This window comes from Bradyrhizobium sp. MOS001 (assembly GCF_004634465.1).
GTDB classification, from domain to species: Bacteria; Pseudomonadota; Alphaproteobacteria; order Rhizobiales; family Xanthobacteraceae; genus Bradyrhizobium; species Bradyrhizobium barranii.
This window is the reverse complement of the sequence record NZ_SPVJ01000019.1, coordinates 1-26,965: the sequence shown is the minus strand read 5'-3', so window position 1 is coordinate 26,965 and position 26,965 is coordinate 1. Positions and strand designations below refer to the sequence as shown.

20 protein-coding genes and 1 riboswitch are annotated in these 26,965 nt (G+C 63.9%); of the genes, 12 read left to right on the top strand and 8 right to left on the bottom strand.

All coding sequences use genetic code 11. The features are described from left to right. The gene (locus CT676_RS22795) at positions 1–1,569 is read right to left on the bottom strand and encodes an alpha/beta fold hydrolase (RefSeq protein ID WP_135215409.1); all 1,569 of its coding nucleotides are present in this window, start codon (positions 1,567–1,569) and stop codon (positions 1–3) included. Positions 1,570–1,717: 148 nt separating this feature from the next. Between CT676_RS22795 and mddA the strand changes: the two genes are divergently transcribed. The 4 genes from mddA to CT676_RS22775 all read left to right on the top strand — a co-directional run bounded on the left by mddA (position 1,718) and on the right by CT676_RS22775 (position 5,802). Continuing rightward, on the top strand, positions 1,718–2,467 hold the full coding sequence (mddA, locus tag CT676_RS22790) for a methanethiol S-methyltransferase (protein ID WP_135215408.1): 750 nt from the start codon (positions 1,718–1,720) through the stop codon (positions 2,465–2,467). Beyond that, positions 2,464–3,441, top strand: a complete 978-nt coding sequence (locus CT676_RS22785; protein ID WP_135215407.1) for an NADPH:quinone oxidoreductase family protein — start codon at positions 2,464–2,466, stop codon at positions 3,439–3,441. Before mddA ends, CT676_RS22785 begins: the two co-directional genes overlap by 4 nt. A gap of 33 nt (positions 3,442–3,474) precedes the next feature. Next, positions 3,475–4,230: a hypothetical protein gene (locus CT676_RS22780; protein ID WP_135215406.1), complete on the top strand. Its 756-nt coding sequence runs from the start codon at positions 3,475–3,477 to the stop codon at positions 4,228–4,230. A 363-nt stretch (positions 4,231–4,593) separates the two neighbouring features. Then, entirely contained in the window at positions 4,594–5,802 is a 1,209-nt protein-coding gene (locus CT676_RS22775) for a GGDEF domain-containing protein (protein WP_135215405.1), read from the top strand. A gap of 142 nt (positions 5,803–5,944) precedes the next feature. On the opposite strand, the gene CT676_RS22770 is transcribed toward CT676_RS22775, so the two are convergent. Beyond that, positions 5,945–7,246: a tetratricopeptide repeat protein gene (locus tag CT676_RS22770; protein WP_244623239.1), complete on the bottom strand. Its 1,302-nt coding sequence runs from the start codon at positions 7,244–7,246 to the stop codon at positions 5,945–5,947. A 149-nt stretch (positions 7,247–7,395) separates the two neighbouring features. Next, positions 7,396–8,595, bottom strand: coding sequence for a TrmJ/YjtD family RNA methyltransferase (locus CT676_RS22765; protein ID WP_135215403.1), 1,200 nt, complete (start codon positions 8,593–8,595; stop codon positions 7,396–7,398). A 347-nt stretch (positions 8,596–8,942) separates the two neighbouring features. On the opposite strand from CT676_RS22765, the gene CT676_RS22760 reads away from it, so the two are divergent. Continuing rightward, the gene (locus CT676_RS22760) at positions 8,943–10,154 is read left to right on the top strand and encodes an NADP-dependent isocitrate dehydrogenase (protein WP_071912356.1); all 1,212 of its coding nucleotides are present in this window, start codon (positions 8,943–8,945) and stop codon (positions 10,152–10,154) included. A gap of 98 nt (positions 10,155–10,252) precedes the next feature. After that, entirely contained in the window at positions 10,253–10,756 is a 504-nt protein-coding gene (locus CT676_RS22755) for a DUF3455 domain-containing protein (protein ID WP_135215402.1), read from the top strand. A gap of 4 nt (positions 10,757–10,760) precedes the next feature. Here the strand turns inward: CT676_RS22755 and CT676_RS22750 are convergent, their stop codons facing one another. Together CT676_RS22750 and alaS are read right to left on the bottom strand one after the other, a co-directional pair. After that, positions 10,761–11,987 (bottom strand): cyclic nucleotide-gated ion channel, encoded by a 1,227-nt coding sequence (locus CT676_RS22750; RefSeq protein WP_135215401.1) that lies wholly within the window; start codon positions 11,985–11,987, stop codon positions 10,761–10,763. Positions 11,988–11,993: 6 nt separating this feature from the next. Then, positions 11,994–14,672, bottom strand: a complete 2,679-nt coding sequence (gene alaS / locus CT676_RS22745) for an alanine--tRNA ligase (protein ID WP_085404372.1) — start codon at positions 14,670–14,672, stop codon at positions 11,994–11,996. Between the two features lie 233 nt (positions 14,673–14,905). Next, positions 14,906–14,994: riboswitch (glycine riboswitch) on the top strand. Between the two features lie 162 nt (positions 14,995–15,156). Here alaS and gcvT point away from each other — a divergent pair. From gcvT to gcvP, 3 genes are all read left to right on the top strand, one after another. Beyond that, positions 15,157–16,305 (top strand): glycine cleavage system aminomethyltransferase GcvT, encoded by a 1,149-nt coding sequence (gcvT, locus tag CT676_RS22740; RefSeq protein ID WP_085404281.1) that lies wholly within the window; start codon positions 15,157–15,159, stop codon positions 16,303–16,305. Between the two features lie 10 nt (positions 16,306–16,315). Further along, a complete protein-coding gene (gcvH, locus tag CT676_RS22735) occupies positions 16,316–16,684 on the top strand; it encodes a glycine cleavage system protein GcvH (protein WP_085404280.1) in 369 nt (122 codons plus the stop codon). A gap of 180 nt (positions 16,685–16,864) precedes the next feature. Next, positions 16,865–19,732, top strand: a complete 2,868-nt coding sequence (gene gcvP / locus CT676_RS22730) for an aminomethyl-transferring glycine dehydrogenase (protein WP_167768121.1) — start codon at positions 16,865–16,867, stop codon at positions 19,730–19,732. A gap of 257 nt (positions 19,733–19,989) precedes the next feature. On the opposite strand, the gene CT676_RS22725 is transcribed toward gcvP, so the two are convergent. From CT676_RS22725 to CT676_RS44165, 3 genes are all read right to left on the bottom strand, one after another. Next, positions 19,990–20,865, bottom strand: coding sequence for a hypothetical protein (locus CT676_RS22725; protein WP_244623238.1), 876 nt, complete (start codon positions 20,863–20,865; stop codon positions 19,990–19,992). A 94-nt stretch (positions 20,866–20,959) separates the two neighbouring features. After that, the gene (gene recA / locus CT676_RS22720) at positions 20,960–22,048 is read right to left on the bottom strand and encodes a recombinase RecA (RefSeq protein ID WP_085404279.1); all 1,089 of its coding nucleotides are present in this window, start codon (positions 22,046–22,048) and stop codon (positions 20,960–20,962) included. A gap of 631 nt (positions 22,049–22,679) precedes the next feature. Further along, entirely contained in the window at positions 22,680–22,853 is a 174-nt protein-coding gene (locus CT676_RS44165; protein WP_166091088.1) for a hypothetical protein, read from the bottom strand. Between the two features lie 292 nt (positions 22,854–23,145). On the opposite strand from CT676_RS44165, the gene CT676_RS22715 reads away from it, so the two are divergent. From CT676_RS22715 to CT676_RS45315, 3 genes are all read left to right on the top strand, one after another. Continuing rightward, positions 23,146–23,343, top strand: a complete 198-nt coding sequence (locus CT676_RS22715) for a hypothetical protein (protein WP_063982347.1) — start codon at positions 23,146–23,148, stop codon at positions 23,341–23,343. A 1,612-nt stretch (positions 23,344–24,955) separates the two neighbouring features. Further along, positions 24,956–25,198: a hypothetical protein gene (locus tag CT676_RS22705; protein ID WP_085404277.1), complete on the top strand. Its 243-nt coding sequence runs from the start codon at positions 24,956–24,958 to the stop codon at positions 25,196–25,198. Positions 25,199–25,743: 545 nt separating this feature from the next. Next, positions 25,744–25,950 carry a hypothetical protein gene (locus CT676_RS45315; RefSeq protein WP_071912342.1) on the top strand — a complete coding sequence of 69 codons (207 nt, stop codon included), beginning with the start codon at positions 25,744–25,746 and terminating at the stop codon, positions 25,948–25,950. The last annotated feature ends 1,015 nt before the right edge of the window (positions 25,951–26,965 follow it).

Sequence of the window (26,965 nt, the reverse complement as noted above, 5' to 3'; positions counted from 1 at the left end):
TCACCGCCTCGGCCTCCCCTCACGCGGTAAAGCCTCCGTGAACCGCTTGATCGCCTCGAGCACCGGCTGCTGATCGCCGGCAAAGAACCAATGATCATTGCCGTCGAGCTCGACGAATTCTGCACCGGTGATCCGGCTCGCGATGTCGCGCCCGGCCGCGATCCGCACGGCCTTGTCGTCCCGACGATGCAGCACCAGCGTCGGCACCGCAATCCGCGCCAGAAGGTGTCGCACATCGGCGTCGCGAAAGGCCTCGAGCACGGCAGAGATTCCGCCGGGACTGGACGCCGCGCGCAACAGCCCCGCCCACCAGGCGCGCGCCTGCGGATCATTGGCCAGGCTCGGCGCGAAGGCTTCGATCCCGACCGGGCCGCCCCATTGCGCAATCAGGTGCTTGCTCCAGGCATCATACTGGCTGGCGCGCAGCGCGTGCGGATAGTCCTCCGACCAGCAGCCCTTGGCCAGCGCGCCGAACAGAATGAGCCCGGCCACACGGCGGGATTCCTCGACCGCAAATTTGATGCAGGCCGGCCCGCATTCGGATGCGCCAAACAGCACGACGCGGCGCGAGTCCGCCGCCCGCAGCACCGTGCCGATATCTTCCGCGGTGACGTCGATGCCGGGGGCCGATCCCACCCGGTCGGACAGCCCGATGCCGCGGCGATCGAAAACGATCAGCCGCCCAAACCTCATCAGTGATGCCAGAAACGTCCGGCTCGCGGGATGCTCCCAGGCGCGCTCCACATGCGACACGAAGCCGGGCATGACCAGGATATCGAGCGGACCGCTTCCGTAGGTCTGATAGGCCAGATGCACGCCGGCGCCCTTCACATAGCGTGTCGCTGGAAGAGCATCGCGCAGCGGCGCGGCCGCGCGGCTCATGAGCGCTTCAGTCTCGGCTTCCGGCGCGACGCCAAGCTCGTCGCGCAGCCGCTGCGCCAGTGCAGCGTGACGCCGTTCCGCCGCGCTTCGGTCTCCCGCGAGCAGCAGGCTGCGGATCAGATGCCGGCCATACACCTCGCTGAGCGGATCGAGCTCGACCAGACGGCCCGCATGCACTGTCGCGGCGAGATGATCGCCCGCGGCATTCCTGTCCTGCACCAGACGCTCGAGCGCCTGCACGAGCCGCCCACGCAGCGCCTCGCGGCGAAAGAACGCCCAATCGTCGAACTCAGGACAGTCGTCCGGAGAAAAGCCCGCCAGGAAGTCGCCGCGATAAATCCGGCAGGCCTTTTCAAAGTCGCCGCGATCGCAGGCGCGCTCGAACTGATGCGAGTCGATCTTCAGCTCGACCTCCGGAGACCAACGCAAGCTGGTGCGGTCGGTCTCGAAAACCGCCTGGCCGAGCGTGAGCTCGACGCGGTGAAGCAGACGCCGCAATCGCGCGAGGCCGGTCTCGCGGGAAGTCTCCGGCCATAGCAGCGTGGCAATGACGTCGCGCGCGACGGGGCCTTTGGCTTCCGCGAGATAGACCAGCAGCGCAAGCCCCTTGCGCAAGGCCAGCTTGATCGGGCGGCCGTCGGCATAGACCTCGGGGAACCCGAACGTGACAAGCGAAAAGGCCGTCATGGAGATCCTCCCTCCCCGGCCGGCGCCCCCGGGGGACGCGCAGGGGACGGTCCAGCGATAGCAGTCAGGCCAGATCGAGCCCGCTCGCCAGCGAGCGGTTCAGGCTCCTGAATGCGGCACCGCTGTATCAGGCACAATAGGAAAAACCATGTTCGCGCGCCTCGCAATCCTGCTCTACGCCATCGTGAGCTACGCCGTCTTCACGGCTTCATTCCTCTACGCGCTCGGTTTCGTCGGCAATTATGTCGTGCCCAAGTCAATCGACACGTCGATCGACGTCGGCGCGCCTGCGAATTTGGGTGAGGCCATCGTCGTCAATCTGCTGCTGATGAGCCTGTTTGCCATCCAGCACAGCGTCATGGCACGCCCGGCCTTCAAACGCTGGTCGGCCAAATTTCTTCCAGTGGCCTGCCAGCGCAGCACCTATGTGCTGCTCTCCAGCCTGATCCTCCTGCTGCTGTTCTGGCAGTGGCGTCCGATCCCGGCGCCGATCTGGCAGGCCAGCGGCATTACGGCGTGGCTCCTGACCGGCGTACATTGGCTCGGCTGGCTGATCGCGTTCGCCTCGACCTACATGATCGATCATTTCGATCTGTTCGGCCTGCGCCAGGCTCTCGTCGCGTTGCGCGGAGCCGAGATATCAGGTCAATCCTTCCGGACGCCGCTGCTCTACAAGATCGTGCGGCACCCGCTCATGCTGGGCTTTCTGCTCGCGTTCTGGGCGACGCCCGAGATGACCGCCGGCCATCTGCTGTTCGCGATCGCGAACACGGCCTACATCCTGGTCGCCCTGCAGTTCGAGGAGCGGGACCTGATCGCCGAGTTCGGCGCGACCTATCAGGACTATCGCCGGCGCGTTCCGATGCTGTTGCCGCGCATTTTCGGAGCGCCCCGATGAAAGCGATTCTGTGCAATTCGTTCACGGGCCCTGCGGATCTGCGCCTCGGTGAGATCGATGCGCCGCGGCCTGCCGGCGACGAGATCCTCATCGACGTCCATGCGGCGTCCGTGAGCTTCATGGACCAGTTGCTGGTCTCGGGCCTCTACCAGATGCGGCCGGCGACACCCTTCGTGCCCGGCACTGAAGCGTCCGGCGTCGTCGTCGCGGTCGGCGACAAGGTCACGACATTCGCCCCCGGCGATCGTGTGGCGTGCAGTGCCTGGACCGGCGGCTACGCCGAACGGATGATTGCGAAGGAATCGAAGAGCGTGCGGCTGCCGGATGGCGTCGCGTTCGAAGCCGGGGCGACGGTGCTGCACAATTACGGCACGGCCTATTATGCGCTGGTCGAGCGGGCACGGGCGCAACGCGGGGAAACGCTGTTCGTCACCGGCGCAGCCGGCGGGGTTGGCCTTGCCGCCGTCGACCTCGGGCGTCATCTCGGCCTGCGCGTCATCGCCGGTGTCGGCTCCGACGACAAGGCCGACCTGGTGCGCGGTTACGGCGCCAGCGAGGTCATCAACTATCGCAGCGAGGACCTGCGCAGCCGGATCAAGTCGATCACATCGGGAGACGGCATCGATATCGGCTTCGACAATGTCGGCGGCGCGATTTTCGAGCAGATGGCCCGATCGATGAAGTGGGGCGGACGGCTGATGCCGATCGGCTTCACCAGCGGCGAGATTCCACAGATCCCGATGAACCTGCCTCTCCTGAAAAACTACGCCATCATCGGCGTCTTCCTCGGCGCCTGGGCGGAGAAATTCTCCGCGGAGGCCGCGCGCATGAATGACACGCTGATGCAATTGCTGGCCGACGGAAAGATCCGCCCGCACATCGACCGCGTCCTCCCTTTGGAGGAGGCCGGCGACGCCATGCGCGCCGTCGCCAATCGCACGGTTCAGGGACGAATTGTCCTCAAGATCAGGTAGACTGCGCCCGACGAGGAAGAGAGGACAGAACCGATGACCGAGATCATCATCGACAAGCGCTTTTGCGGTCCTCCGAACTCCGGGAACGGCGGCTATGTCTGCGGCCGGCTGGCCCGCCACATTCCCGGCGGCGCCGAGGTGACGCTGCGCGCCCCGCCTCCCCTGGACAAGCCGCTCGATGCCGTCGCTACGGACGACAGCACATGGGAGCTTCGCGATGGCGCCACGGTCGTCGCGACCGGGCGCGCGGCCAGCGTCGAGCTTGCGCGCGTGGAGACAGCCAGTTTTGAGGAAGCCTGCGCCGCAGAATTGCTGACGCCTGTGAAACCGCACGAGCATCCGCTGCCGACATGCTTCGTCTGCGGACCTGCACGGGCGAAAGGGGATGGTCTGCGCATTTTTGCCGGGCCGCTCGGGCGTCATTCGCGAAACGCCGTCCTCGCAGCGAGCTGGACACCGGATCCGAATTTGGTCGCCGAGGATGGCTTGGTCGCCCCCGAATTTCTCTGGTCAGCGCTCGATTGCCCCACCGGCTATGCCTGCAACTACAATCAGGAGACCGATGGCTTCGACCAGGCCCCGCTCCTGCTGGGACGAATGTCGGCCCGGATCGAATCTCGCCCGCGTCCCGGCGAACGCTGCATCATCACCGCCTGGCCCACCGGCCGCGACGGCCGCAAGCGCATCGCCGAGGCTGCCGCGCACGATGAAGCCGGGAGGTTGCTGGCGGTGGCAAGGGCGACGTGGATTGCGGTCGACCGCAACGTGCAGCTCGGGCGTACTTCGTAGGGTGGATTAGCGGAGCACCACTTTGATGTCCGTACAAACTCGATCTCGTAGGGTGGGCAAAGGCGCGCAGCGCCGTGCCCACCACTTCTGTCTCAGCTCCGTTGAGCGACATGGTGGGCATGCTTCCGCCTGCGCTCTTCGAGCTACGGCGGATAAGTCGCTTTGCCCTACCTACCTCTAATCACGCAACACATCCGTCGCCGCACCTTCGGCCTGCACCAATCCGCATTCTCCTGCACGCCCGCGGCCGCGCTTGCGACGGTTTACCTTGCGTCAAGCACGCCCGGCAATCGATGGCTGTCTTAAAAGGCTTGTTAGGAGCGGTCATCGTTGTTGGCGCCCGGAATACGGGGACGCTCTGCAATGCAACCGGACGAGGGACTCTACAGTGCGCCACGCTGGCGCCTGACACGCTGGCTCGCCGAGCCGGGGCTAGGTGTTCCCGACGACATCCGCGCCGCGCTCATTGTCCAGCTCTATGGATCGCTGCCGGTTTTTGCTGCCGGCGCCGTCAACACCATTGCCGTCGCCGCCGTGATCGCTGGCCGCAAGCAGACTGCACCATTCATTGTCTGGCTGGTCATGGAGATCGCGATCTGCCTGGCCCGCCTCGCCGTGCTCGTCAGCGCGCATCGCAGGGCGCGTGCCCACCGCCCGACGCCAACCGACCTTCATCTCCTGCTCGCGGTCGCCTGGAGCGCCAGCGTTGGATTTGGCGTCGTTGCCAGCCTGGCCAGCGGGGACTGGGTCGTCGCCATGCTGGCCTCGCTCTCGGCGGCGGCGATGGTTGGCGGCATCTGCTTCCGCAATTTCGGCGCGCCGCGGCTGGCCGGGACCATGATCCTGCTGAGCCTCGGTCCCATCATCCCCGGCGCTGCGTTCGCCGGCGAGCCGCTGCTCTACATCGTCTACCTCCAGGTGCCGATGTATCTGGCCGCGATGACGGCCGCCGCCTTCCGCCTCAATCGGATGCTGATCACCACCATGCGCGCCGAGCGCGAGAACAGCCATCGCGCCCATCACGACGCGCTCACGGGACTGCTCAATCGCGCGGGCTTCGTCGAGGCGCTCAGCGCCAGACTTGGCGCCCACGCCGAACGACGGTTCGCTGTGATGTTCTTCGATCTCGACGACTTCAAACCGGTCAACGACACGTTCGGACATGCGGCGGGCGACGAGGTGCTGAAAGCGGTGGCCGGGCGCGTGCGCCGGGCGCTGCCGGACGGCGCGGTGGTCGCCCGGATGGGCGGCGACGAGTTCGTCGTGCTCGTCGACGGCGTCACGGCCGAAATGGCCCAGGAGGCGGGATACCGCCTCATCAGCGAGGTTGCCGTCTCCTATGAGCTCGGCGGCGAGGTGCGCGCCGGTGTCGGCGCCAGCGTCGGCATTGCGATGTCACCTGATCATGGCGCCGAGGTCGAGGAATTGCTCGCGGTCGCCGACGCCGCGCTCTACGAGGCGAAGTCAGGCGGCAAATCGCGTTGCTGCCTTGCCTCGGTCGAGACCAACCTCGCCGCGTTACGTCGGCTGCAGCAGAGCGGCGCGAAGGGCCCTGTCGCAAGCGCCGCCTGAGGTGGAGTTCGTAGGGTGGGCAAAGGCGCGAAGCGACGTGCCCGCCATTGTCACCTCAGTTGATCGGTCGAAGCATGGTGGGCACGCTTCGCTTTGCCCACCTACGAAGCTGATTAAACTAGACTGTTCGGTCGGTACGTCGTCAGGGGTTCACCCCCAGCGCCTTGAGCTCGGCGCCGGCCGCCTGGAATTCCACGAAGGTCGGCGGGCAATCGGCGAGCGCGAGACCAAAGAGTCGCCGCGCCTCCTCTTTCACACCGCGCTGCAAAGTGAGTTCGGCAGTGTAAAAGTTCGCCTCGCAGATTTGCCCCTTCTTCTTGACCAGATCGGGATCGTCGGCCGCGCGCAGCAGTTCGTCAGCCGTCATCGTTTCCAACAACAACCGGATCACCGGAGCAGGCCATTTGGTCATGTCCAGCTTGGCGGTCGCCTCCGACAGCGTACTCGGCACATTGCCGCGCCGACCCGCGATCTCGCGCCAGATCGTGGCATAGGGCTCCCTGGGATCAAGCTCCCTTGACCGATCGAGGTAGGTGATAGCCTCCCCAGGCGAGCCGGCCTGCAAGTGTGCCATGGCACATGAACGATAGGGGCTCGCCGCCTTCGGGGCACGCTCGATCGCGAGATCGCATGCCGTAACGGCGCGCTGCGGATCCCCCATCGCCGGATAAGTGAAGCTGCGGCACAGATACGAGTTGGGGTCCTTGGGCCCGAAGGCCACCGCGCGGTCGCAATCATCCATTGCGCGCGCAAGATCTTGCTTGGCCCGATACGCGCCTGCACGATAGACGTACGCAGGCGGATACCCTGGATCGAGCGCGAGCGCCCCCTCATAATCCGAGATTGCGCCGTCGATATTGCCTTTTTTGCCCTTGGCAACGCCGCGCGCCAGATAAGCCGCCATGTGCAATGGATTGAACTGAGCGGACGGGCCGGGAGCCGTTGGAGCCAGATCGCCACCATAAGAGTAAGCTCCGCTGGCAGCCACAGACTGATCAAGCTTCAATTCAATCGCTCTCGTATAGTCGGCAATAGCGAGGTCGAGATCTCCCTTCTTCGAGTGGGACACCGCGCGACTGCAGTAAGCGCGCTGATCTTTGGGGTTCAACCCGATGACCTCGCCGTAGTCGGCAATCGCGCGGTCGAACTCTTCCAATTGATAGTGTGAGTATGCGCGATTGTAGTAGGCGTGCATATTCCGGGGATAGAGCCTGATCAGTTCGCTGTAGTCGGCAACCGCGAGCTCGAATGCGCCCTTCTTATTATAGGCTCCGGCACGACTGAGCCGGGCCCTGATGGTGCCCTGCTGACCGAATTTCCCAGCTTCCAGCACAGACGTGCAGGCAGCGATCCGCTCGTCGACCGGGATTTCCGTGATCGCATTGCATTTCCAGTCCGAGGCGGGATCTGCAATCGCGGGAGAGACAAACAGAAGAGCGGCCAAACAAATCGCCGCGCAAACAATTGCGCGGCTTGTCATTCCAATCATGGGGCCCCCGGTTGAATCTGCGGGGAATGTCATAGCAACCGATCTCGCTGCTGCACAGCCCTCGGTTGCGGCGTTCGCAAACTGCGGCTCGGGCTGGCCCGAAGCTATGTGGATTGCGACATCATCGCCTGCAGCCGTGCCGCCTCCGCTTCCAGATCGCGCTCCACATCCGCGGCCCGCATCTCGATCACCCGATAATCCCGCGCTTCCAGCCACGCTTTCCGCGCGGTGCGGTCGGCGACGATGGTCTCGCTCTCGTGCGGATTGACCAGTTCGATCGCGATCCGGTGCGAGAACGAGACGAAATCCGGGATGTGGCGGCCGACCGGGGTCTGGCGCTTGAACCCTCCTGCGAAGCGGCGGTCGCGGGTCAGGGCCTGCCAGAGCAGGCGCTCGGCATCGGTCGGGTTGCGGCGGAGCAGGCGGGCGAGGCCGCGCACGGTCGATCCGCTGTCGGGTACGCCGCCGCCCTGGCCGTGCTCGGCCAGCAACGCGCGCAGGCGCGTGGCCTGCTCGCCGTCGAGCACGCCGCCCTTGGCCGGGCCCTTGCGTCCTTCCGCGATCGCCATCACCACACCATGCAGGGTGTGCATGTCCTGCTTGGTCGGCTCCATCCGGCTGAAGATGTTGCGCAGGTTGACCAGCATGGTGTCGCGCTTCTCGGCCGGGCGGAGGAATTCGACCCGGTCGAGCTCGCGGATGAGGTTGTCGAAGAAGGCCTGCATCTGGTGCTGCGAGGCGCGCTCGGAGCGCTCCGGCATGCTGTGCGGCAGCTCGCCTGATGTTGCCCGCTTGAACCATTCATAGCCGACCAGCAGCACGGCCTGCGCGAGGTTGAGCGAGGCAAAGCCCGGATTGACCGGGAAGGTGATGATGCGGTTGGAGAGCCCGACCTCCTCGTTGGTCAGCCCCCAGCGCTCGCGGCCGAACAGGATGCCCGCCTTGCCCCCGGTCGCGACGTGACCCGAGATCTCGGCCGCGGCTGCCTCGGGCCCCACCACCGGCTTGGCCTGGTCATGGGGACGCGCCGTGGTGGCGAACAGCAGGTCGAGATCGGCGACCGCCTCGCCGACCGTGTCGAACAATTCGACCTTTTCCAGAATATAGTCGGCGCCGGCCGCGGCGCGCTGGGCGGCGATGTTGGGCCAGCCGTCGCGGGGATTGACGATGCGCAATCGGCTGAGCGCAAAATTGCCCATGGCGCGCGCGGCCATGCCGATGTTTTCGCCAAGCTGCGGCTCGACCAGGATCACGATGGGACCGTCGAGGGAAAGGCCCGCCTTGCTCTTGTCAGTCCCCGACATCTCGCTTCGCTTTCACACTGGTTCTCAAGGCCTTGGCAAGGCGCTCTTCAGGAATTGATTCAAAGCCGGTCTGCCCGATCCGTTGGGGCCGGCTGCCCGTTCGCCTGTCGTTTGCCTGTCCTGACAAAATTCTCAAGGGAAATAACGGGTTGGATTCGACTTTTGAATCTCTTCTGAAGCCTGAGGCCCGCCCCCGCGGCAGGGCCCGCCCCGCCCCCCATCTGGGCAAGCTGGATGAGCTAAAAGTGCATAATCCCTTGGCTTTCGCCCGCTGCAGTCCGGTGCTAAGAGGCGGCGGATATTCCCGTGGCGCGCCAAAGCGCCGTTCCCAAGAGGCTTCCCCGATCATGGCAAAAATCAAGGTGTCCAACCCCGTCGTCGAACTCGATGGCGACGAGATGACCCGGATCATCTGGCAGTACATCAAGGACAAGCTGATCAACCCGTACCTTGATGTCGAGCTGCTGTATTTCGACCTGGGCATGGAGTACCGCGACGAGACCAACGATCAGGTCACCATCGACGCCGCCGAAGCCATCAAGAAGGTCGGCGTCGGCGTCAAGTGCGCCACCATCACCCCGGACGAGGCCCGGGTGAAGGAGTTCAACCTCAAGCAGATGTGGAAGTCGCCGAACGGCACCATCCGCAACATCCTCGGCGGCGTGATCTTCCGCGAGCCGATCATCTGCAAGAACGTGCCGCGCCTGGTTCCCGGCTGGACCAAGCCGATTATCATCGGCCGCCACGCCTATGGCGACCAGTACCGCGCCACCGACATCAAGTTCCCCGGCAAGGGCACGCTGACGATGAAGTTCGTCGGCGAGGACGGCACCGTCATCGAGAAGGAAGTGTTCAAGACCCCGGGGTCCGGCGTCGCGATGCAGATGTACAATCTCGACGACTCCATCATCGACTTCGCACGCGCCTCGCTGAACTACGGCCTGCTGCGCAACTACCCGGTCTACCTCTCGACCAAGAACACCATCCTCAAGGTCTATGACGGCCGCTTCAAGGATATCTTCCAGGACATCTACGACCGCGAGTTCAAGAAGGAATTCGAGGCCAAGGGCCTGACCTACGAGCACCGCCTGATCGACGACATGGTGGCGTCGGCGCTGAAATGGTCCGGCGGCTATGTCTGGGCCTGTAAGAACTACGACGGCGACGTGCAGTCCGACACGGTCGCGCAGGGCTACGGCTCGCTCGGCCTGATGACCTCGGTGCTGCTCACCCCTGACGGCAAGACCGTGGAAGCCGAAGCGGCCCACGGCACGGTGACCCGCCACTACCGCGAGCACCAGAAGGGCAAGGAGACCTCGACCAACTCGATCGCGTCGATCTTCGCCTGGACCCGCGGCCTGTCGCATCGCGCCAAGCTCGACAACAATGCCGAGCTCGCCAAGTTCGCGAGCACCCTGGAGAAGGTCTGCGTCGACACCGTCGAGGAAGGCTACATGACCAAGGACCTCGCGCTCCTGGTCGGTGCCGACCAGCGCTGGCTCTCGACCACCGGCTTCCTGGACAAGGTCGCGGAGAACCTCACGAAAGCGTTGGCGTAAGCCCGCGCATTATTTTCGTCTGATCGGGGTTAGACATCATTAAGGGCCGCGCCTGGGCGCGGCCCTTTCATTTTAACACCGTTGCGCGGAGGCCACCCATGTCCATCGTCAAGTTCGCCGTCCCCTGCCTGCTGCTCGCGGCCGTGGCCGGGCCCGCCGCAGCCGCGGAGCCGCTCCCCGACGCCATCGCCGCCCCCGGCGAGACCGTCGTGCTCGGCGTCCATGCCGAAGGCGCGCAGGTCTATGACTGCAAGGCAGCCGCCGACGGCAAGCTTGCCTGGGCCTTCCGCGAGCCGGTGGCGACGCTGCTCGCCGAGGGCAAGACCGTCGGCCGCCACTATGCCGGCCCGAACTGGGAACTCGCCGACGGCAGCGCCGTGGCCGGCAAGGCCATCGGCAACGCGCCGGGCGCAACCGCCGCCGATATCCCCTGGCTCAAGCTGGAGGTCGCCTCCCGCCGCGGCAGCGGCATCCTGACGCCAGTCACCACGGTCCAGCGCATCAACACCCACGGCGGCAAGCTCGAGGGTTCTTGCGACAAGGCCGGCGAGTTCAAAAGCGCACCCTACTCGGCCGACTACATTTTCCTGAAGAAGGGCTGACCGCTCAGCGGTCGGTGTCGTCGCGCTCCGCCTGCGCCAATTCTGCCGCCGCAAGATCGCCGGTCTCCTCGAGCCGTGCCTTCGCGGTCTGGTGGACGTGGGCGGCGAGCGTCGGCATGCGCTCGATCAGCGCGTGAAAATCCTGGGCGTCGAGCACGAGCAGCCGCGTCTTGCGTGTCGCGGTCACCGTGCCGCTGCGTTTGGTCTTGTGCAGCAGCGCGATCTCGCCGAAGAACGTGCCGTCGGCGAGCCGCACCTGCTGGCTCGGCAGCGTGATCTCGACCTCGCCGGCAGTGATGAAATACATCGACGAGGCGGTATCGCCACGGCGCACCAATATTTCGCCCTGCTCGATGGTGCGGGCCCGGAGCAACCGCATGATGTCGGCGATCTCCGCGGCCGAAAGATGCGAGAACAGCGGCACCCGCGCCAGCATGCCCCAGGTCACCACGAAATCGCGCCGCCTTACCTCCTCGGCGAAGGCGGTTGAGATGATCGCGACCGGCAGCGCGATCATGGCAAAGCCTGAGATGATCGCGAACACCGAGATGAATTTGCCGAGCGGCGTCACCGGCACGACGTCGCCATAGCCGACGGTGCCGAGCGTCACGATTGCCCACCACATCGCGTCCGGAATGGTGCCGAGCTTGCTGGGCTGCACATCACGCTCGATGGCGTAGAGCAGCGAGGCGAAGGTCAGTACCACGCCGATCAGGATGACGATGCAGCCGATCAGCGCACGCCGCTCGGCATGGATGGCCGCGAGCAGCGAGCGCATCGCCGGCGAATAACGGATCAGCTTGAAGAACGGCAGCACGCCGAGCCCAGCCAGCGTCGCGTGCCGGCCGGTGGCCAGCACGATCGCGGCCGGCAGGAACGCCATGAGGTCGATGATACCGAGCGCGGAGAAGGCATAAGAGAGCCGGTCGGACAGCGCGGAGCCGTTGCGCTGGGTGTGCCCCGCCACGGTCCACAGCCGCGCCAGATATTCGAGCGCGAACACGATGACGGCGAGGACGGCGACCGCGCTGAACAGCGTGTCGAACCGCGCGTCGAGCTCCGGCACCGAGGCGAGGATCATCGCGACCACGTCGAGCACGATGACGCTGATGATCACCTGGATGAAGCGCGACCCGATCGAGTAGGCGAGCGGATCGTGCTCCAGCAATTCGTACAGGCGATCCCTTAGGTTGGGATCGGCCGAGCCACGTCCTCGCGGAACGAGGCGCATGGCCGTTTACGCGCCTGCCATCGCTTTTTCGATCGCCGCGAGCGCCTCGGGCGCCTTGGCGCCATCGGGACCGCCAGCCTGCGCCATGTCGGGCCGGCCGCCGCCGCCCTTGCCGCCGAGCGCCTCGGAGGCGACGCGCACCAGGTTCACGGCATTGAAGCGCGCGGTGAGATCGGCGGTGACGCCGACCACGATCCCGGCCTTGCCGTCCTCGGTGACGCCGACGATGGCGACCACGCCGGAGCCGATCTGCTTCTTGCCGTCGTCCGCAAGGCTCTTGAGATCCTTCATCTCGATGCCCTCGACCGCGCGCGCCATCAGCTTGACGTCGCCGACCTCGCGCACGCCTGCGGCTGCGCCGTTCCCGACGGATGTACCGCCGCCCATCGCGAGCTTCTTGCGGGCGTCGGAGAGCTCGCGCTCGAGCTTCTTGCGCTCCTCCATCAGGGCTGTGATGCGCGCCGGGACGTCGTCGATCGAGGTGCGCAGCTCGTTGGCCGCGGTCTTCGCCAGCGCCATGGTCTCGTTGGCGTGCCTGCGCGCGTAGTTGCCGGTCAGCGCCTCGATGCGGCGCACGCCGGAGGCGACCGCGCTCTCGCCGGTCAGCGTGATCAGGCCGATGTCGCCGGTGCGCTTCACATGGGTGCCGCCGCAGAGCTCGACGGACCAGCCGAGCGCGTTGGTGCCGCGCTCCCGCGCGGTCCGGCCCATCGAGACGACGCGGACCTCGTCGCCATACTTTTCGCCGAACAGCGCGCGCGCGCCGGCCTCGCGCGCTTCATCGACTCCCATCACGCGTGTCGTGACTTCGTCGTTCTCCAGCACCACGTCGTTGGCGATGTCCTCGACGCGGGCAAGCTCTTCCGCCGTGATCGGCTTCGGATGCACGAAGTCGAAACGCAAACGATCCGGCGCGACCATCGAGCCGCGCTGGGCGATGTGGTCGCCGAGCACCTGGCGCAGCGCCTCGTGGATGAGATGCGTTGCCGAATGGTGCGCGCGGATCGAGGAACGCCTGCCGTGATCGACCTCGAGCTGCAGCGCGGTGCCGAGCTTCAGCTCGCCGCTCTCCACGGTGCCGACGTGAACGAAGAGATCGCCGAGCTTCTTCTGCGTGTCGGTGACGCGGAACTTGATGCCGCCCTCGCCGCTGAGCACGCCGGTGTCGCCGACCTGACCGCCTGATTCCGCGTAGAACGGCGTCTGGTTGAGCACGATCGCGCCGGTCTCGCCGGCCTTGAGGCTCGCGGTTTCCTGGCCGTCCTTCACCAGCGCGGAGACCACGCCTTCGGCACTCTCGGTCTCATAGCCGAGGAATTCGGTGGCCCCGAGCTTCTCGCGCAGCGGGAACCAGATCGCTTCGGAAGCCGCCTCGCCCGAACCCTTCCAGGACTCGCGCGCCTTGGCCTTCTGGCGCTCCATCGCGTCGGTGAAGGAGGCCTGGTCGACGCCGATGCCGCGCGATTTCAGTGCGTCCTGGGTCAGGTCGAGCGGGAAACCGTAGGTGTCGTACAGCGTGAAGGCGACGTCGCCGTCAAACATGTCGCCCTTCTTCAGGGACGCGCTCTTCTCGTCGAGGATGGCAAGGCCGCGCACCAGCGTCTTGCGGAAGCGGGTCTCTTCCAGCCGCAGCGTTTCCTCGATCAGATTCTCCGCGCGCATCAGGTCGGGATAGGCCTGGCCCATCTCGCGGACCAGCGCCCAGACCAGGCGATGCATCAGCGGCTCTTTGGCACCCAGCAGCTGCGCATGGCGCATCGCGCGGCGCATGATCCGGCGCAGCACATAGCCGCGGCCCTCGTTGGAGGGCAGCACGCCATCCGCGACCAGGAAGGCCGAGGAACGCAAATGGTCGGCAATGACGCGGAACGAGGCCACGGTCTGCTCATTCGGCCCGGCGCCGAGCGCCGACGACGTCGCATCGATCAGATGGCGGAACAGATCGGTCTCGAACACGCTGTCGACGCCCTGCATGATGCTGGCCATGCGCTCCAGCCCCATGCCGGTGTCGATCGAGGGACGCGGCAGATCCACGCGCTCCTCCTTCGTCACCTGCTCGTATTGCATGAACACGAGATTCCAGAATTCGAGGAAGCGATCGCCATCCTCTTCCGGCGAGCCCGGAGGTCCGCCCCAGATGTGGTCGCCGCGGTCGATGAAGATCTCCGAGCACGGGCCGCACGGCCCGGTGTCGCCCATCGCCCAGAAATTGTCCGAGGTCGGGATGCGGATGATGCGGTCGTCGGAGAAGCCCGCGATCTTCTTCCACAGCCCGGCCGCCTCGTCGTCGGTGTGGTAGACGGTGACGAGCAGCTTGTCCTTCTTGAGCCCGAACTCCCGCGTGATCAGGGTCCAGGCCAGCTCGATCGCGCGCTCCTTGAAATAGTCGCCGAACGAGAAATTGCCGAGCATCTCGAAGAAGGTGAGATGGCGCGCGGTGTAGCCGACATTGTCGAGGTCGTTGTGCTTGCCGCCGGCGCGCACGCATTTCTGCGACGTGGTGGCGCGCTGATAGGGCCGCTTCTCGACGCCGGTGAAGACGTTCTTGAACTGCACCATGCCGGCATTGGTGAACATCAGCGTGGGATCGTTGCGCGGCACCAATGGCGAGGACGACACGATCTCGTGGCCGTTCTCGGCAAAGAAGTTCAGAAAGGTCGACCTGATCTCGTTGACGCCGCTCATGTTCATCCAATCGGGTGTGCTTGGACCCGCGATACGCCATCCAAACCGGGCATTTGGGCTGATATCTGCGGGTCAAAGCGCTTTTAGACAAGGCCAGCTGCGCTGTCCAGAAACTGTGCAAGGAGATCAGTGAGTTGCCGCAGGCGCGCAATCCCGTTTGCAATCCCGTTGAAAGCCGCCAGGTGCGCGTTGACAGGCTTGGCCGGCCTGTGGTCTGTACCCATCTGTATCGTACGGCCACGTCGGGAGAGACCGGCTTTGGTGCCGGCGCCGAAGGAGCAACCGCCCCGGAAACTCTCAGGCAAAAGGACCGCGTGGCTTTGACGACATCTGGAAAGAGGCGCCGACGGGCAAATACCTTTTCATAAGGGTTGGCCCGGACTGCGTCCGCCGACGGGATAATACTCTCAGGCACAGCGACAGATGGGGCTTCGACTGGTGTCCATCGGGGAATCGTCCCCGGGGAACCGCCGAGGGCCCCGTAATGCTTGCGCGCCACGACCAAGATTCCCTCAAACGTACGCCCCTTCACGGGCTTCATGTCTCCCTCGGCGGCAAGATGGTGCCGTTCGCGGGCTATGACATGCCCGTTCAGTACCCCGCGGGCGTCCTGAAAGAGCACCTCCATACCCGTTCCTCCGCCGGCCTGTTCGACGTCTCCCATATGGGCCAGCTCGCGCTCCGGCCGAAGTCGGGCAAGGTCGAGGACGCCGCCCGCGCGCTGGAACGGCTGGTGCCGCAGGATATCGTGGCGATCGCCCCGGGACGGCAGCGCTATGCCCAGTTCACCAATCCGGACGGCGGCATTCTCGACGATCTGATGGTCGCCAATTTCGGCGATCACCTGTTCCTGGTCGTCAACGCCGCCTGCAAGGAAGCGGACGAGGCGCATCTGCGCGCGCATCTCTCGGACGACTGCATCATCGATTCGCTTCAAGACCGCGCCCTGATCGCGCTGCAGGGCCCGAAGGCGGAAGCGGTGCTGGCGAAATTGTGTGCAGAGGCGCCCGCCATGAAGTTCATGGATGCCGGCCCGCACAAGGTCGCCGGCCTCGACTGCTTCGTCTCGCGCTCCGGCTACACCGGCGAGGACGGGTTCGAGATTTCGGTCCCCGCGGCCGATGCCGAGCGCCTCGCCAAAACGCTGCTGGACAATCCCGATGTGATGCCGATCGGCTTAGGGGCCCGCGACAGCCTGCGGCTGGAAGCCGGGCTCTGCCTCTACGGCCACGACATCGACACCGCCACCACGCCGGTCGAGGCCGCGCTGGAATGGTCGGTGCAGAAGAGTCGCCGCAGCGGCGGCGCGCGCACCGGCGGCTTTCCCGGCACTGATGCGATCCTCGCTCATTTCGATAACGGCGCAAGCCGCCGCCGCGTCGGCCTGCGTACGGAAGGCCGCGCGCCGGTGCGCGAGGGCGCGCTGCTGTTTGCGGATGACGCCGGCGGCGAGCCGATCGGAAAGGTCACCTCGGGCGGCTTCGGCCCGAGCCTGAATGCGCCGGTCGCGATGGGCTACGTGCCCACGGCATCGAGCGCGCTCGATACAAAACTGTTCGCCGAGGTGCGCGGCCAGCGGCTGCCGCTCACGGTCGCCGCCATGCCTTTCGTGAAAAACACCTACAAACGCTGAGGACAAGACAATGACCACGACGCTGTACACCTCCGACCACGAATGGCTGGCCATCGACGGCGACGTCGCCACCGTCGGCATCACCGACTACGCGCAGTCCCAGCTCGGCGACGTCGTGTTCGTCGAGCTGCCCAAAGCCGGCCGTGCGCTGAAGAAGGCCGAAGCCGCCGCCGTCGTGGAGTCGGTGAAGGCCGCCTCCGACGTCTACGCGCCTGTTACGGGCGAAGTGCTCGAGACCAACGACGCGCTCGCCGCCGAGCCGGCGCTGGTGAACTCGGACGCGCAAGGCAAGGCGTGGTTCTTCAAGATCAGAATTGCCGACAAGAGCGAGCTCGGCGGCCTCATGGATGAGGCCGCCTACAAGGCACATACGGCGTGAGATGAAGCGAACTCTGACCTCATATTCGGTGTCATCACCCGCCTTGTGCGCACTGCGCACTGGGGCGGGTGATCCAGTACGCCGCGGCTTCTCGGCTCAAGCCGTGACGCCTGCGTTTACTGGATGCCCCGCCTTCGCGGGGCATGACGGCGACAGCGAAATCTAAAGCGAGGACCCATGATGACCGCGCACCGCAAATCCAATGGCGACACCGCCGCCACCTTCGTTCGCCGCCACATCGGCCCGTCGGCGCGCGACGTCACCGCAATGCTGGAGGCCGTCGGCGCCAAGAGCGTGGACGCCCTGATGGCGGAGACGCTGCCGGCCTCGATCCGGCAGACCGCCCCGCTCGACCTCGGCAAGCCCTTGAGCGAGACCGAGGCGATCGCGCACATGGCCGAGCTCGCGCGAGAGAACCAGGTCTTCACCTCGCTGATCGGCCAGGGCTATTCCGGCACGGTTTTGCCCGCGGTGATCCAGCGCAACATTTTGGAGAACCCGGCCTGGTACACGGCCTACACGCCCTACCAGCCCGAGATCAGCCAGGGCCGGCTGGAGGCGCTGCTCAACTTCCAGACCATGATCTGCGACCTCACCGGGCTCGACGTCGCCAACGCCTCGCTGCTCGACGAGGCGACCGCCGCGGCCGAAGCCATGGCGCTCGCCGAGCGCCACTCGCGGGTCGAAGCAAAAGCCTTCTTCGTCGACAAGGACGTGCATCCGCAGACGCTGGCGGTGATGCGCACCCGCGCCGAGCCGCTGGGCTGGACCCTGATCGTCGGTGATCCCCTCGCCGATCTCGACAAGGCCGACGTGGTCGGCGCGCTGCTGCAATATCCGGGCTCCTCGGGCGCCGTGCGCGACCTCAGGCCCGCGATCGCGACGTTGAAGGCCAAGGGCGCGCTCGCGATCGTTGCCGCCGATCTCTTGGCACTGACGCTGCTCGCCTCGCCCGGCGAGTTGGGCGCCGACATCGCGATCGGCTCGGCGCAGCGCTTCGGTGTGCCGATGGGTTATGGCGGGCCGCACGCGGCCTATATGGCGGTGCGCGATGCACTGAAGCGCTCGCTGCCCGGCCGCATCGTCGGCCTCTCCGTGGACTCGCGCGGGATGCCGGCCTATCGCCTCGCGCTGCAGACCCGCGAGCAGCACATCCGCCGCGAGAAGGCGACCTCCAACATCTGCACCGCGCAGGTGCTGCTCGCCGTGATCGCCTCGATGTACGCGGTCTATCACGGCCCCGAGGGTCTCTCGCAGATCGCGCGCAACGTGCATCGCCGCGCCGCCGTGCTCGCAGCGGGCTTGCGCAAGCTCGGCTTTGCGCCGCAGTCGGATAGCTTCTTCGACACGCTCAGCGTGGACGCCGGTGCCAAGCGCGCCGAGATCGTCGCGCGCGCGGCTGCCGAGAAGATCAACCTGAGCGTCGGTGAGACGGCGTTGCGCATCGCGCTCGACGAGACCACAACGCCGGCAACCGTCGAAGCGGTCTGGCGCGCATTCGGCGGCACGCTCACCTATGCCGAGATCGACGCCACCACGCGCGAGGCGCTGCCGGAGTCGCTCAAGCGCACCACCGCCTTCCTCACCCATCCCGTGTTCCACGCGCATCGCTCGGAAACCGAGATGCTGCGCTACATGCGCAAGCTCAGCGATCGCGACCTCGCGCTCGACCGCGCCATGATCCCGCTCGGCTCCTGCACGATGAAGCTGAACGCGACGACCGAGATGATGCCGCTGACCTGGCCGGAGTTCGGGTCCCTGCATCCGTTCGCGCCGCGCGAGCAGGCCAAGGGCTATCACGCGCTGTTCGCGCGGCTGGAAAAATGGCTGTGCGATATCACCGGCTATGACGCGATCTCGCTGCAGCCGAATTCCGGCGCACAGGGCGAATATGCCGGGCTGCTCGCGATCCGCGGCTATCATGCCGCGCGCGGCGAGACGCACCGAAAAATCTGCCTGATCCCCTCCTCCGCCCACGGCACCAACCCGGCCTCGGCCGCGATGGTCGGCATGGACGTGGTGGTGGTCGCTTGCGAGAAGAACGGCGACGTCGACGTCAATGATCTCCGCGCCAAGGCCGAAAAGCACTCGAAAGATCTCGCCGCGGTGATGATCACCTATCCCTCGACGCATGGCGTGTTCGAGGAGCACATCCGCGAGATCTGCGACATCGTCCACGACCATGGCGGCCAGGTGTATCTGGACGGCGCCAACCTCAACGCGCAGGTCGGCCTGTCCCGGCCCGGCGATTACGGCGCCGACGTCAGCCATCTCAACCTGCACAAGACCTTCTGCATCCCGCATGGCGGCGGCGGCCCCGGCATGGGCCCGATCGGCGTGAAGGCGCATCTCGCGCCGTTCCTGCCCGGTCATCCGGCGACGCAAGCCGAAGCACCGGTCGGCCCGGTCTCGGCCGCGCCGTTCGGCTCGGCGTCGATCCTCACCATCTCCTACATCTACATTCTGATGATGGGCGGCGACGGCTTGAAGCGCGCCACCGAGATCGCGATCCTCAACGCCAACTACATTGCCGCGCGCCTCGATGCGCACTTCCCGGTGCTCTACAAGAACGCGAAGGGCCGCGTCGCACATGAGTGCATCGTCGATCCCCGTCCGCTGAAGACGACGAGCGGCGTCACCGTCGACGACATCGCAAAACGCCTGATCGACTACGGCTTCCATGCCCCGACCATGAGTTTTCCGGTGCCGGGCACGCTGATGATCGAGCCGACCGAGTCGGAATCCAAGGCTGAGCTGGATCGCTTCTGCGACGCCATGATCGCGATCCGGAAAGAAATCGCCGAGGTCGAGGCCGGCCGCTTCAAGATCGAGGCCTCGCCTTTGCGTCACGCCCCGCACACCGTGCACGACATCGCGGACGACGATTGGAATCGCGCCTACACCCGCGCCGAAGGCTGCTTCCCCGACGGCGTCTCGCGCACCGACAAATACTGGTGCCCGGTCGGCCGCGTCGACAACGTCTACGGCGACCGCAACCTGGTGTGCTCGTGCCCGCCGGTCAGCGACTACGCGGAAGCGGCGGAGTAAGGGATCGTAGCTTCGTAGGGTGGGCAAAGCGACTTGTCCGCCGTAGCTCGAAGAGCGAAGGCGGAAGCGTGCCCACCACCTTTGTGCGCGTTGGAATAGGGTGGGCACGGCGCTTGCTCGCCTTTGCCCACCCTACGGCCCCGAACGCATATCTAGGGTGCAACGAGCGAATGGTTCTGTCGGTTCCACCGCCAAAGCCGTTCGTTGGTCAGAAGCGTACCACCCCACCAGCGCCGAATCGGGTTTTGACGGCGAAATCAGACCGCTTCCCCAAATTCGGTGAGCGATAGCCGGCTTCGGCGAAAGGCGGCGTTGCGGCCTCGCGCATCGTGCGGGGCCAGCGTCGCGAGTTTCGGATCGAGACCCGTGATCACCGGCATTGGGCCGGACCCAAGCCCTTCGAGCAGCGGGCCCAATTCCCATTGATCGAACACGCGCGTTTGCAGCGGACCGTCTGGTTGAAACAGCTCCTTGGTACGGTTGTGCCCCCGCGCAATCAGGTCGAGAAGCCGCGCTTCCGTCGTACCTAGTCCGGTGATTGGTGATGGCAGTTCTGCCAGCAATTGTTCCATCGCAGGCTTCAGGAAGGGCAGCCTGGGGAAATCCCTGCCGAGCAATCCGAAACAGAGCTCCGGCGTTGGCGCCCGGTAGGCTTCCCAGGCCATGTTGGCGATCTCGAAGTCGCAGTCCGCGACCTCCAATTCCCGCACCATACGATCGCGAAGCTCTGTGCCGTCCGCTCCGCGCAGATCGAAATTGACACGTCGCAATCTCAGACGATCGGTGATCGATGGATGGGACCGCAAATAATCGAGGATCCAGATCAGTTGCAACTGACTATTGGGCTCAGGGTCGAACCACAGCTCGATGAGATCGACGCCATAGGTCTCGCAAAACCAAATCAGGCCTGTCTCTTTGTGCGCGAGACCGGTCTGAGGCAACCGGCCAACAAGATCGGACCAACGCACCTCCGGATCGCCTCTGACATAGCCTCCCGTCAGGTATTGCTCGAGGTGATGCGAGGTAGGCAGTGGCCCCGAAACGAAGCGAAAGATGAACGGCACGACCATGTCGGCGCGATCCGCATGGGCAAGACCGACGCCGGACGAACTGGTCAGGATCACGCGTTTCATCGCGAACGCCCCACAAAACGAAACGGGCACTGACGACGTCGGCAACTCAACGTCCTCAGCGCCCGCTCCTCGCGAAAGTTCTTCGCGTTAGGCCTTACTCGTCCGCCGGCTCCTCGCCGTCGGCGTCACGCTCCGGTGCACCGGCGAGAATCTGCTCGGCGATCAGGCCGGAGTTCTGGCGGATCGAGGTCTCGATCTTGGCGGTGATGTCGGGGTTGGCTTTCAAAAACGCTTTCGAGTTCTCGCGGCCCTGGCCGAGGCGCTGGCTGTCATAGGAGAACCAGGCGCCGGACTTTTCGACGATGCCGGCCTTGACGCCGAGATCGAGGATCTCGCCCATCTTGGAGACGCCCTCGCCGTACATGATGTCGAATTCGACCTGCTTGAAGGGCGGCGCCAGCTTGTTCTTCACCACCTTGACGCGCGTCGTGTTGCCAACCACTTCGTCCCGCTCCTTGATCGCGCCGATGCGGCGGATGTCGAGACGGACGGAGGCATAGAATTTCAGCGCGTTGCCGCCGGTCGTGGTTTCCGGCGAGCCGTACATCACACCGATCTTCATGCGGATCTGGTTGATGAAGATCACCATGGTGTTGGATTTGTTGATGGAGGCCGTCAGCTTGCGCAGCGCCTGGCTCATCAGACGGGCCTGGAGACCCGGCAGCGCGTCGCCCATCTCGCCCTCGAGCTCGGCCTTCGGCACCAGAGCCGCGACCGAATCGACCACCAGCACGTCTACCGCACCCGAGCGCACCAGCGTGTCGCAGATTTCCAGCGCCTGCTCGCCCGTGTCCGGCTGCGAAATCAGGAGCTCGTCGATGTTGACGCCCAGCTTGCGCGCATAGACCGGGTCGAGCGCGTGCTCGGCGTCGATGAAGGCGCAGATTCCGCCCTTCTTCTGCGCTTCCGCCACCGTGTGCAGCGCCAGCGTGGTCTTGCCCGAGGATTCCGGCCCGTAGATTTCCACGACGCGCCCCTTCGGCAGACCACCGATCCCGAGCGCAATGTCGAGCCCGAGGGAACCCGAGGACACCGCCTCGACATCCATCGACCGGTCGTTCTTGCCGAGCTTCATCACCGAGCCCTTGCCGAACTGGCGCTCGATCTGGGAGAGCGCGGCGGCCAGAGCTTTACTCTTGTCCATGGAAGATCCTTCGACGATACGCAGGGCAGTGTTGGACATTGGGTCGTGCTCCTTATGGCGAGGATTCGCTAGAGGGACAAACGATTGGCGGGGCGGGCCGGCGATAAAAGTAATGTACCCTATTTGTTCCAAGTTCGCAATATGTTCTTTCGCGGATTTTGGTACTGGCCTGTTTCCGGCGACATTGGCCTGGTTTGAAATGACACGTGGCCTGTTTTGTTCTGGGCCAACCATAAGGTGTATTCACGGGCGGAACACGCCGTCATATATTACCGAAATTTCCCGGTTCTGGCACAATCTGCATAGACGCTCGTTCCGATTGAGCGCAGGGTTCCCTCTCAATCGGGGGGTGACACCATGACCGAGCGACTTATTCAGACAGGTATTGTCACCGTAGGCACCGTGAACGCTGGCCTAATCGTCTGGCTGATCCTGATGATTTGAGGCCGCCTCAGTTGGCGGCCTCTTTTCCATCCAGCTTCTCATCGATGTAGGCCCGCGCTCCCTTTGAGGCCGCTCTAGTGGGAGCCATTCCTGCGAAGCGATCTCCTTGCCCGATCCTGGGATAAACAATCCATTCCCATTTTTCTTCGGTGAGTGGCCGGCCATAAAGCCGCCGTCCGGTGCGGTCCTATAGTGGCCCTACTTCGCATCTGCGAGTGGCCGGCATCTAACCGGCGGGTTTTTCTTTGTCCTCGTGCGGCTGCTCGCCACGGTTTTCGGCAGTCTGCTCCGGATCCCCGGGCTTCTTCCCGGCCATGTTCCCAGGATTGAAATGGTACTTGCCGTCCGGATTCTCGCCGGGCTGCTTCTCATTTGGATTTTTATTGTTGTCGTCGGCCATAAGGCTGTTCCTTTAGAGGGAGGAACAACATGCAACAGGGCGGGCAATCCCTTAGTTCCTACCAGTGGCCTACTTTGCAATCCCGAGTGGCCTATTTCGGCAGTACCCGGATGCTGGCCTGGTTTCCGAGCGCGGTGGCCTAGTTTGATTTTCGCGGTGGCCCGATTTGGATTTGAAGAACGGACCGCAAACGAATGTGTTCCGCTAAGCGAACATGAGGTGTAGAGTTCCGTAGAACTTCTGTGCCCCTTGAAAGTTTTAAGCAGAGCGAACTTTGTGACAGGAGGAAGTCATGAAGCGCTTCCGATTCAAACCGGATAGAGTGCTTGGAGAGCGGCTCATCAAGGAAGCCAGACTAGCGCGAGAAAAGGCAGAACAATTGCAGGCGGCCCCAGAGCAAGAGGCTCTTTTGAAGAAGGCCCACGAATCCGATGTCGCCGCCCGCATTGAGGAATGGTTGAAATCATCCGGCTTGCAGCCGCCGAAGTAAGCCCGTCGCGTTGACTCCGCTGGTTCTCGAAACAGCGGGCCAGCGGGCCATGCAAGATCATCTGGTTCAACTTGAGATGACGCCGCTAAGCGCGAACTATTCGACCGCCTCGCAAGTCATCTCACAGTCCTGGCCGACCAAGTTGAAATGGCGATGCTCGAACGGAAGACCGGTTAAGGCCGCCTCAGTTGGCGGCTTCTTTGCCAGCTTCCCGGCGAAGCTTTCGCAAAAGGATTTCGATGTAGCCTTCCAAGTCAGCCACGCTGTCAGCCGACAATCCCTCCGGGAAAAACGCGCAAGCTCGCCATTCATAGAACCACGGAAAAGAAGTGCCCTAATCCGCCTCTGCGCGTGTGAAACGATCTCGTCTCCTGCCCGTATCTATTGGCCTGGGGGATTTCAATGCCCAGTTCGACGCAGCGCCGCCACGCATCCATTTGAGCTTGGTCGCGTTGTGCCGTTGAACCTTCTCGTCATCCATTCGGACTGATCAATATCCGGGATTTTGCTAATCCCTCTCGGGGCTGGAACGCCGCCGCCTGCGCTTCATTTCAAGCGGGCGGCGTTTTCATTTCATTTGTGGCCTGATCTCCACTGAGCGGCGCCGACAGTTTCACACGACTGTCATGGCACGTTCCTAGCATTGTCATGCGACGGGGGTCCGGCGCGCGGCTCTCCGTCCAACCTCGGCCTAGACCACCAGATGGGCGGAGAGCTCGCCGACCTCCTGAACCATGGCGGCACGCCCGGGTTGGTTCGGCATGTATCGCATCCGGTATTTTTGCACCTTCCTCGCCGTGACCGGAATCGGCTTCGTATTTCCGGTCACGCAAACCCGCTTTGTAGGCGGATGAAGCAAGGCCGCCTCAGTAGGCGGCCTGACGGGAACGACTCTCGAACCAAGGGATTGAGATTCCGGTCTGTGGCGCGACACTCTCGCGCCATCCACCCGGAACGGTCCATCGTACAATGCGCGCGTTGGCGATGGGCCGGGTCTCGTGAGGCCGCCTCGGTTGGCGGCCTCTTTCGTTTCGTGAAGTCTTCCTTCCGCCAAGGAAGCCCCTCCGTACCGACTGGTTGATCCCGATAGATCATCTTGAAGATGCTGGCCGCCGGATCCATGCCGCGCCCGTTCTTTCTGCTTTGGCGACACGCCCAGCTCAATAACATGGCGCTTAGTTGCGGCGGAGCGTGCTGTCCGCATTTGAGCCGTTGTGTCCCAAGTTGAATTCGTCAGTGTCCTAATTCGTAAAAGTTCCGAATGGCGGGACAAATTGAGGACTCGCTAATCCCCTGATCCGAGCGCACACTTTCACCATCACCGCCCGGATCGTGGCTACCATCGGTGACGAGAACGCTCCATCACAGCGCTCCCGCCCCCTCGAACAGGGAGCAGCGCCTTGCAAAGACGGCAACGCATCAGACAATCCGTATCTCTTCAGGACAGGCTGCGGGTCTTCGCTGACGATATCCGCACCCGGGCGGCAGAGCTTTCGCCAGGCGTTCTGAAGGATGATATGCTGAGGAAAGCCCGTCAGGCTGACACTGCATGTCACCTCGAAGAGTGGGTCAATTCCTCGGGTTTGCAGGCACCGAAGTAAGCTGAGCATCAATGGCTCAGTATTTTTTCGACCTCAGGTCGGATGGCATCTTCTCGCAGGACAAAGATGGCGTCGAACTGCTGGACGCCGAGGCGGCACACGATATGGCGCTCGGCGCACTTGTCGATGCCGCCCGCGATGCGGTCATGGAAGGTTCGACGGGCCAGCATTTCGCGGTGGAAGTTCGTAACAGAACTGGCCGTGTTCTCGAAGTCACGGCCATTTTCAATTCCAGGATTTTCAGCAAGCAATGATAACGCCGCCTCAGTGGCGGCCTCTTTCACTTGAAGACGTCGTCTTCGCAATCAGCCGAAAGCTCGCGTCAAAGGCCGGTAATCTGGCTAGACAGGCGAATAGTCCTTCGGCAATCCCGTAACAAGTACTGCCCCCACGACGTTCTTTCTTCGAGACAATACTGATTCTCAGAAGTTCGCGGTAGGTGGTGGCCCGATCCCCGCTGCGGCGTCCCGCAACGTGACATAAAACCTTGGCACAGGTTGTGCACACTCATCATCACCGGGGTTTTGCATCCACCTCTCCGGGGCTGGAAAGCCGCCGCCCGCGCGACATTTAAGCGGGCGGCGTTTTTATTGATGTCGCAATCTGACAGCCCCGCTGTCCTAATTAGGACAGCACCCGGATTTGGTGCTGGCTTGTTTCCGAGCGCGGTGGCCTGGTTTGAAATTCACCGTGGCTTGATTTGAAAGGTTCACTTTGGAACTGAAGGTGGCCCGTCTGCATATTAAGTTCGCTGGAACTCAAACCCTGCGGTTAGGACCCGTAAAGACGAGGTTGTGTCATGAAGCAGCGCCGTCGTTTCACGCAGACCGTGTCACTGGAAGAACGACTTGCCGGAGAAGCGAAACGCCTCCGCGAACAAGCTAAAGCCCTCCCTCACGGTCCTCAACGAGAGGACCTCCTCCGCAAAGCCAGACAGGCTGAGACCGGCTCGCACATGAGCGAGTGGCTGAGATCGCCGGGGCTTCAACCGCCCAAGCCAGCCTAGAAGCAGACGCGCCTGAGGTATCGCGTTGCCGGCACAGATCCGGTTTCTGTCCCGGCGTGGTCATTCGCGTTGGCGGCATCAACGCTTGAGGATGAAGGTTTTCCCAATTCCTGCGGCTGGCCCGATGAACCTTGGCACGGGACGTGCAGACAAAACGATATCGGGATTTTACAATTTCCCTCCCGGGGCTGGAAAGCCGCCGTCCGCGCTTCATTTAAGCGGACGGCGTTCTTGCTTCTGAAGCCCAACAAGCAGCCTGTCCTGACTTGATGTTCCGAGTGTCCCAATTGGGACAGCACCCGGGTTTGGGCGTGGTCTGTTTCCGACCTCACTGTCCGATTTTGAAACGAGCCTTTGAAACGAGCCGTGGCCGGATTTGAAGTCGTTCAATTGTCGCGAGGTGAGACAGCACGTCGCGGCAGGACGCAGTCACCCTCCACCTGTCACCGAGCGGCCCTTGGCAATCTACCGGTGATTGAAAACGCCATCACGCTCGCGCCTCGCTTCCCTCTCGGAAAGAAGCAACTCGGCAGAGCTTCGCGAAATCCTCCAAGAGCTCCGCAAGAAACTGAACCAACGCCGGTTCGATTGGCCGCCCCCGTCTTGATCCGTCACCGCGTTGGCGCGGCTGCTGCGGCGACAGAAAGCGAGGGGAAGCAGAACACTCTTTCACCAAGGCGGACAAGCGGCCGCTTCGAAACGTCGCGGCCTGCGGGAACAAAGTTCATGCGAATGGACGATGACCGCATCGAGATCGTCTCCCTAGCATTCACGCGCCTCGTTCGCTCGGTTCGATTCAAGATGCTCTGCGAACAGGCTCAAACCGAAGAAGGGTCTGCCACTTCCAGCCACGACCGCTTCGATCAACGAGGTACGATGAATGGATCAATTGTACGCCGAGCGGTTCGATAGCTCCTGACCTTGCCCCCAAGTTTTATCCAGTCCTGAGTTCGCCCCGGCTGTTGGATTTGCCCGGTTGGACGGTGGCAGCGGCGGGAGCCGGCGCGGAGCCCTC

What these genes read in the sequence shown, in the direction of transcription:
- CT676_RS22780 (WP_135215406.1), top strand. Translation starts at nt 3,475, where the DNA reads ATGACCGAGATCATCATCGACAAGCGCTTTTGCGGTCCTCCGAACTCC.
- CT676_RS45315 (WP_071912342.1), top strand. Translation starts at nt 25,744, where the DNA reads ATGAAGCAGCGCCGTCGTTTCACGCAGACCGTGTCACTGGAAGAACGA.
- gcvT (WP_085404281.1), top strand. Translation starts at nt 15,157, where the DNA reads ATGCTTGCGCGCCACGACCAAGATTCCCTCAAACGTACGCCCCTTCAC.
- CT676_RS22765 (WP_135215403.1), bottom strand. Translation starts at nt 8,595, where the DNA reads ATGTCGGGGACTGACAAGAGCAAGGCGGGCCTTTCCCTCGACGGTCCC.
- CT676_RS22705 (WP_085404277.1), top strand. Translation starts at nt 24,956, where the DNA reads ATGGCTCAGTATTTTTTCGACCTCAGGTCGGATGGCATCTTCTCGCAG.
- CT676_RS22775 (WP_135215405.1), top strand. Translation starts at nt 4,594, where the DNA reads ATGCAACCGGACGAGGGACTCTACAGTGCGCCACGCTGGCGCCTGACA.
- recA (WP_085404279.1), bottom strand. Translation starts at nt 22,048, where the DNA reads ATGTCCAACACTGCCCTGCGTATCGTCGAAGGATCTTCCATGGACAAG.
- CT676_RS22715 (WP_063982347.1), top strand. Translation starts at nt 23,146, where the DNA reads ATGAAGCGCTTCCGATTCAAACCGGATAGAGTGCTTGGAGAGCGGCTC.
- CT676_RS22725 (WP_244623238.1), bottom strand. Translation starts at nt 20,865, where the DNA reads ATGAAACGCGTGATCCTGACCAGTTCGTCCGGCGTCGGTCTTGCCCAT.
- CT676_RS22795 (WP_135215409.1), bottom strand. Translation starts at nt 1,569, where the DNA reads ATGACGGCCTTTTCGCTTGTCACGTTCGGGTTCCCCGAGGTCTATGCC.
- gcvP (WP_167768121.1), top strand. Translation starts at nt 16,865, where the DNA reads ATGACCGCGCACCGCAAATCCAATGGCGACACCGCCGCCACCTTCGTT.
- CT676_RS44165 (WP_166091088.1), bottom strand. Translation starts at nt 22,853, where the DNA reads ATGGCCGACGACAACAATAAAAATCCAAATGAGAAGCAGCCCGGCGAG.
- CT676_RS22785 (WP_135215407.1), top strand. Translation starts at nt 2,464, where the DNA reads ATGAAAGCGATTCTGTGCAATTCGTTCACGGGCCCTGCGGATCTGCGC.
- CT676_RS22750 (WP_135215401.1), bottom strand. Translation starts at nt 11,987, where the DNA reads ATGCGCCTCGTTCCGCGAGGACGTGGCTCGGCCGATCCCAACCTAAGG.
- CT676_RS22755 (WP_135215402.1), top strand. Translation starts at nt 10,253, where the DNA reads ATGTCCATCGTCAAGTTCGCCGTCCCCTGCCTGCTGCTCGCGGCCGTG.
- mddA (WP_135215408.1), top strand. Translation starts at nt 1,718, where the DNA reads ATGTTCGCGCGCCTCGCAATCCTGCTCTACGCCATCGTGAGCTACGCC.
- alaS (WP_085404372.1), bottom strand. Translation starts at nt 14,672, where the DNA reads ATGAGCGGCGTCAACGAGATCAGGTCGACCTTTCTGAACTTCTTTGCC.
- CT676_RS22760 (WP_071912356.1), top strand. Translation starts at nt 8,943, where the DNA reads ATGGCAAAAATCAAGGTGTCCAACCCCGTCGTCGAACTCGATGGCGAC.
- gcvH (WP_085404280.1), top strand. Translation starts at nt 16,316, where the DNA reads ATGACCACGACGCTGTACACCTCCGACCACGAATGGCTGGCCATCGAC.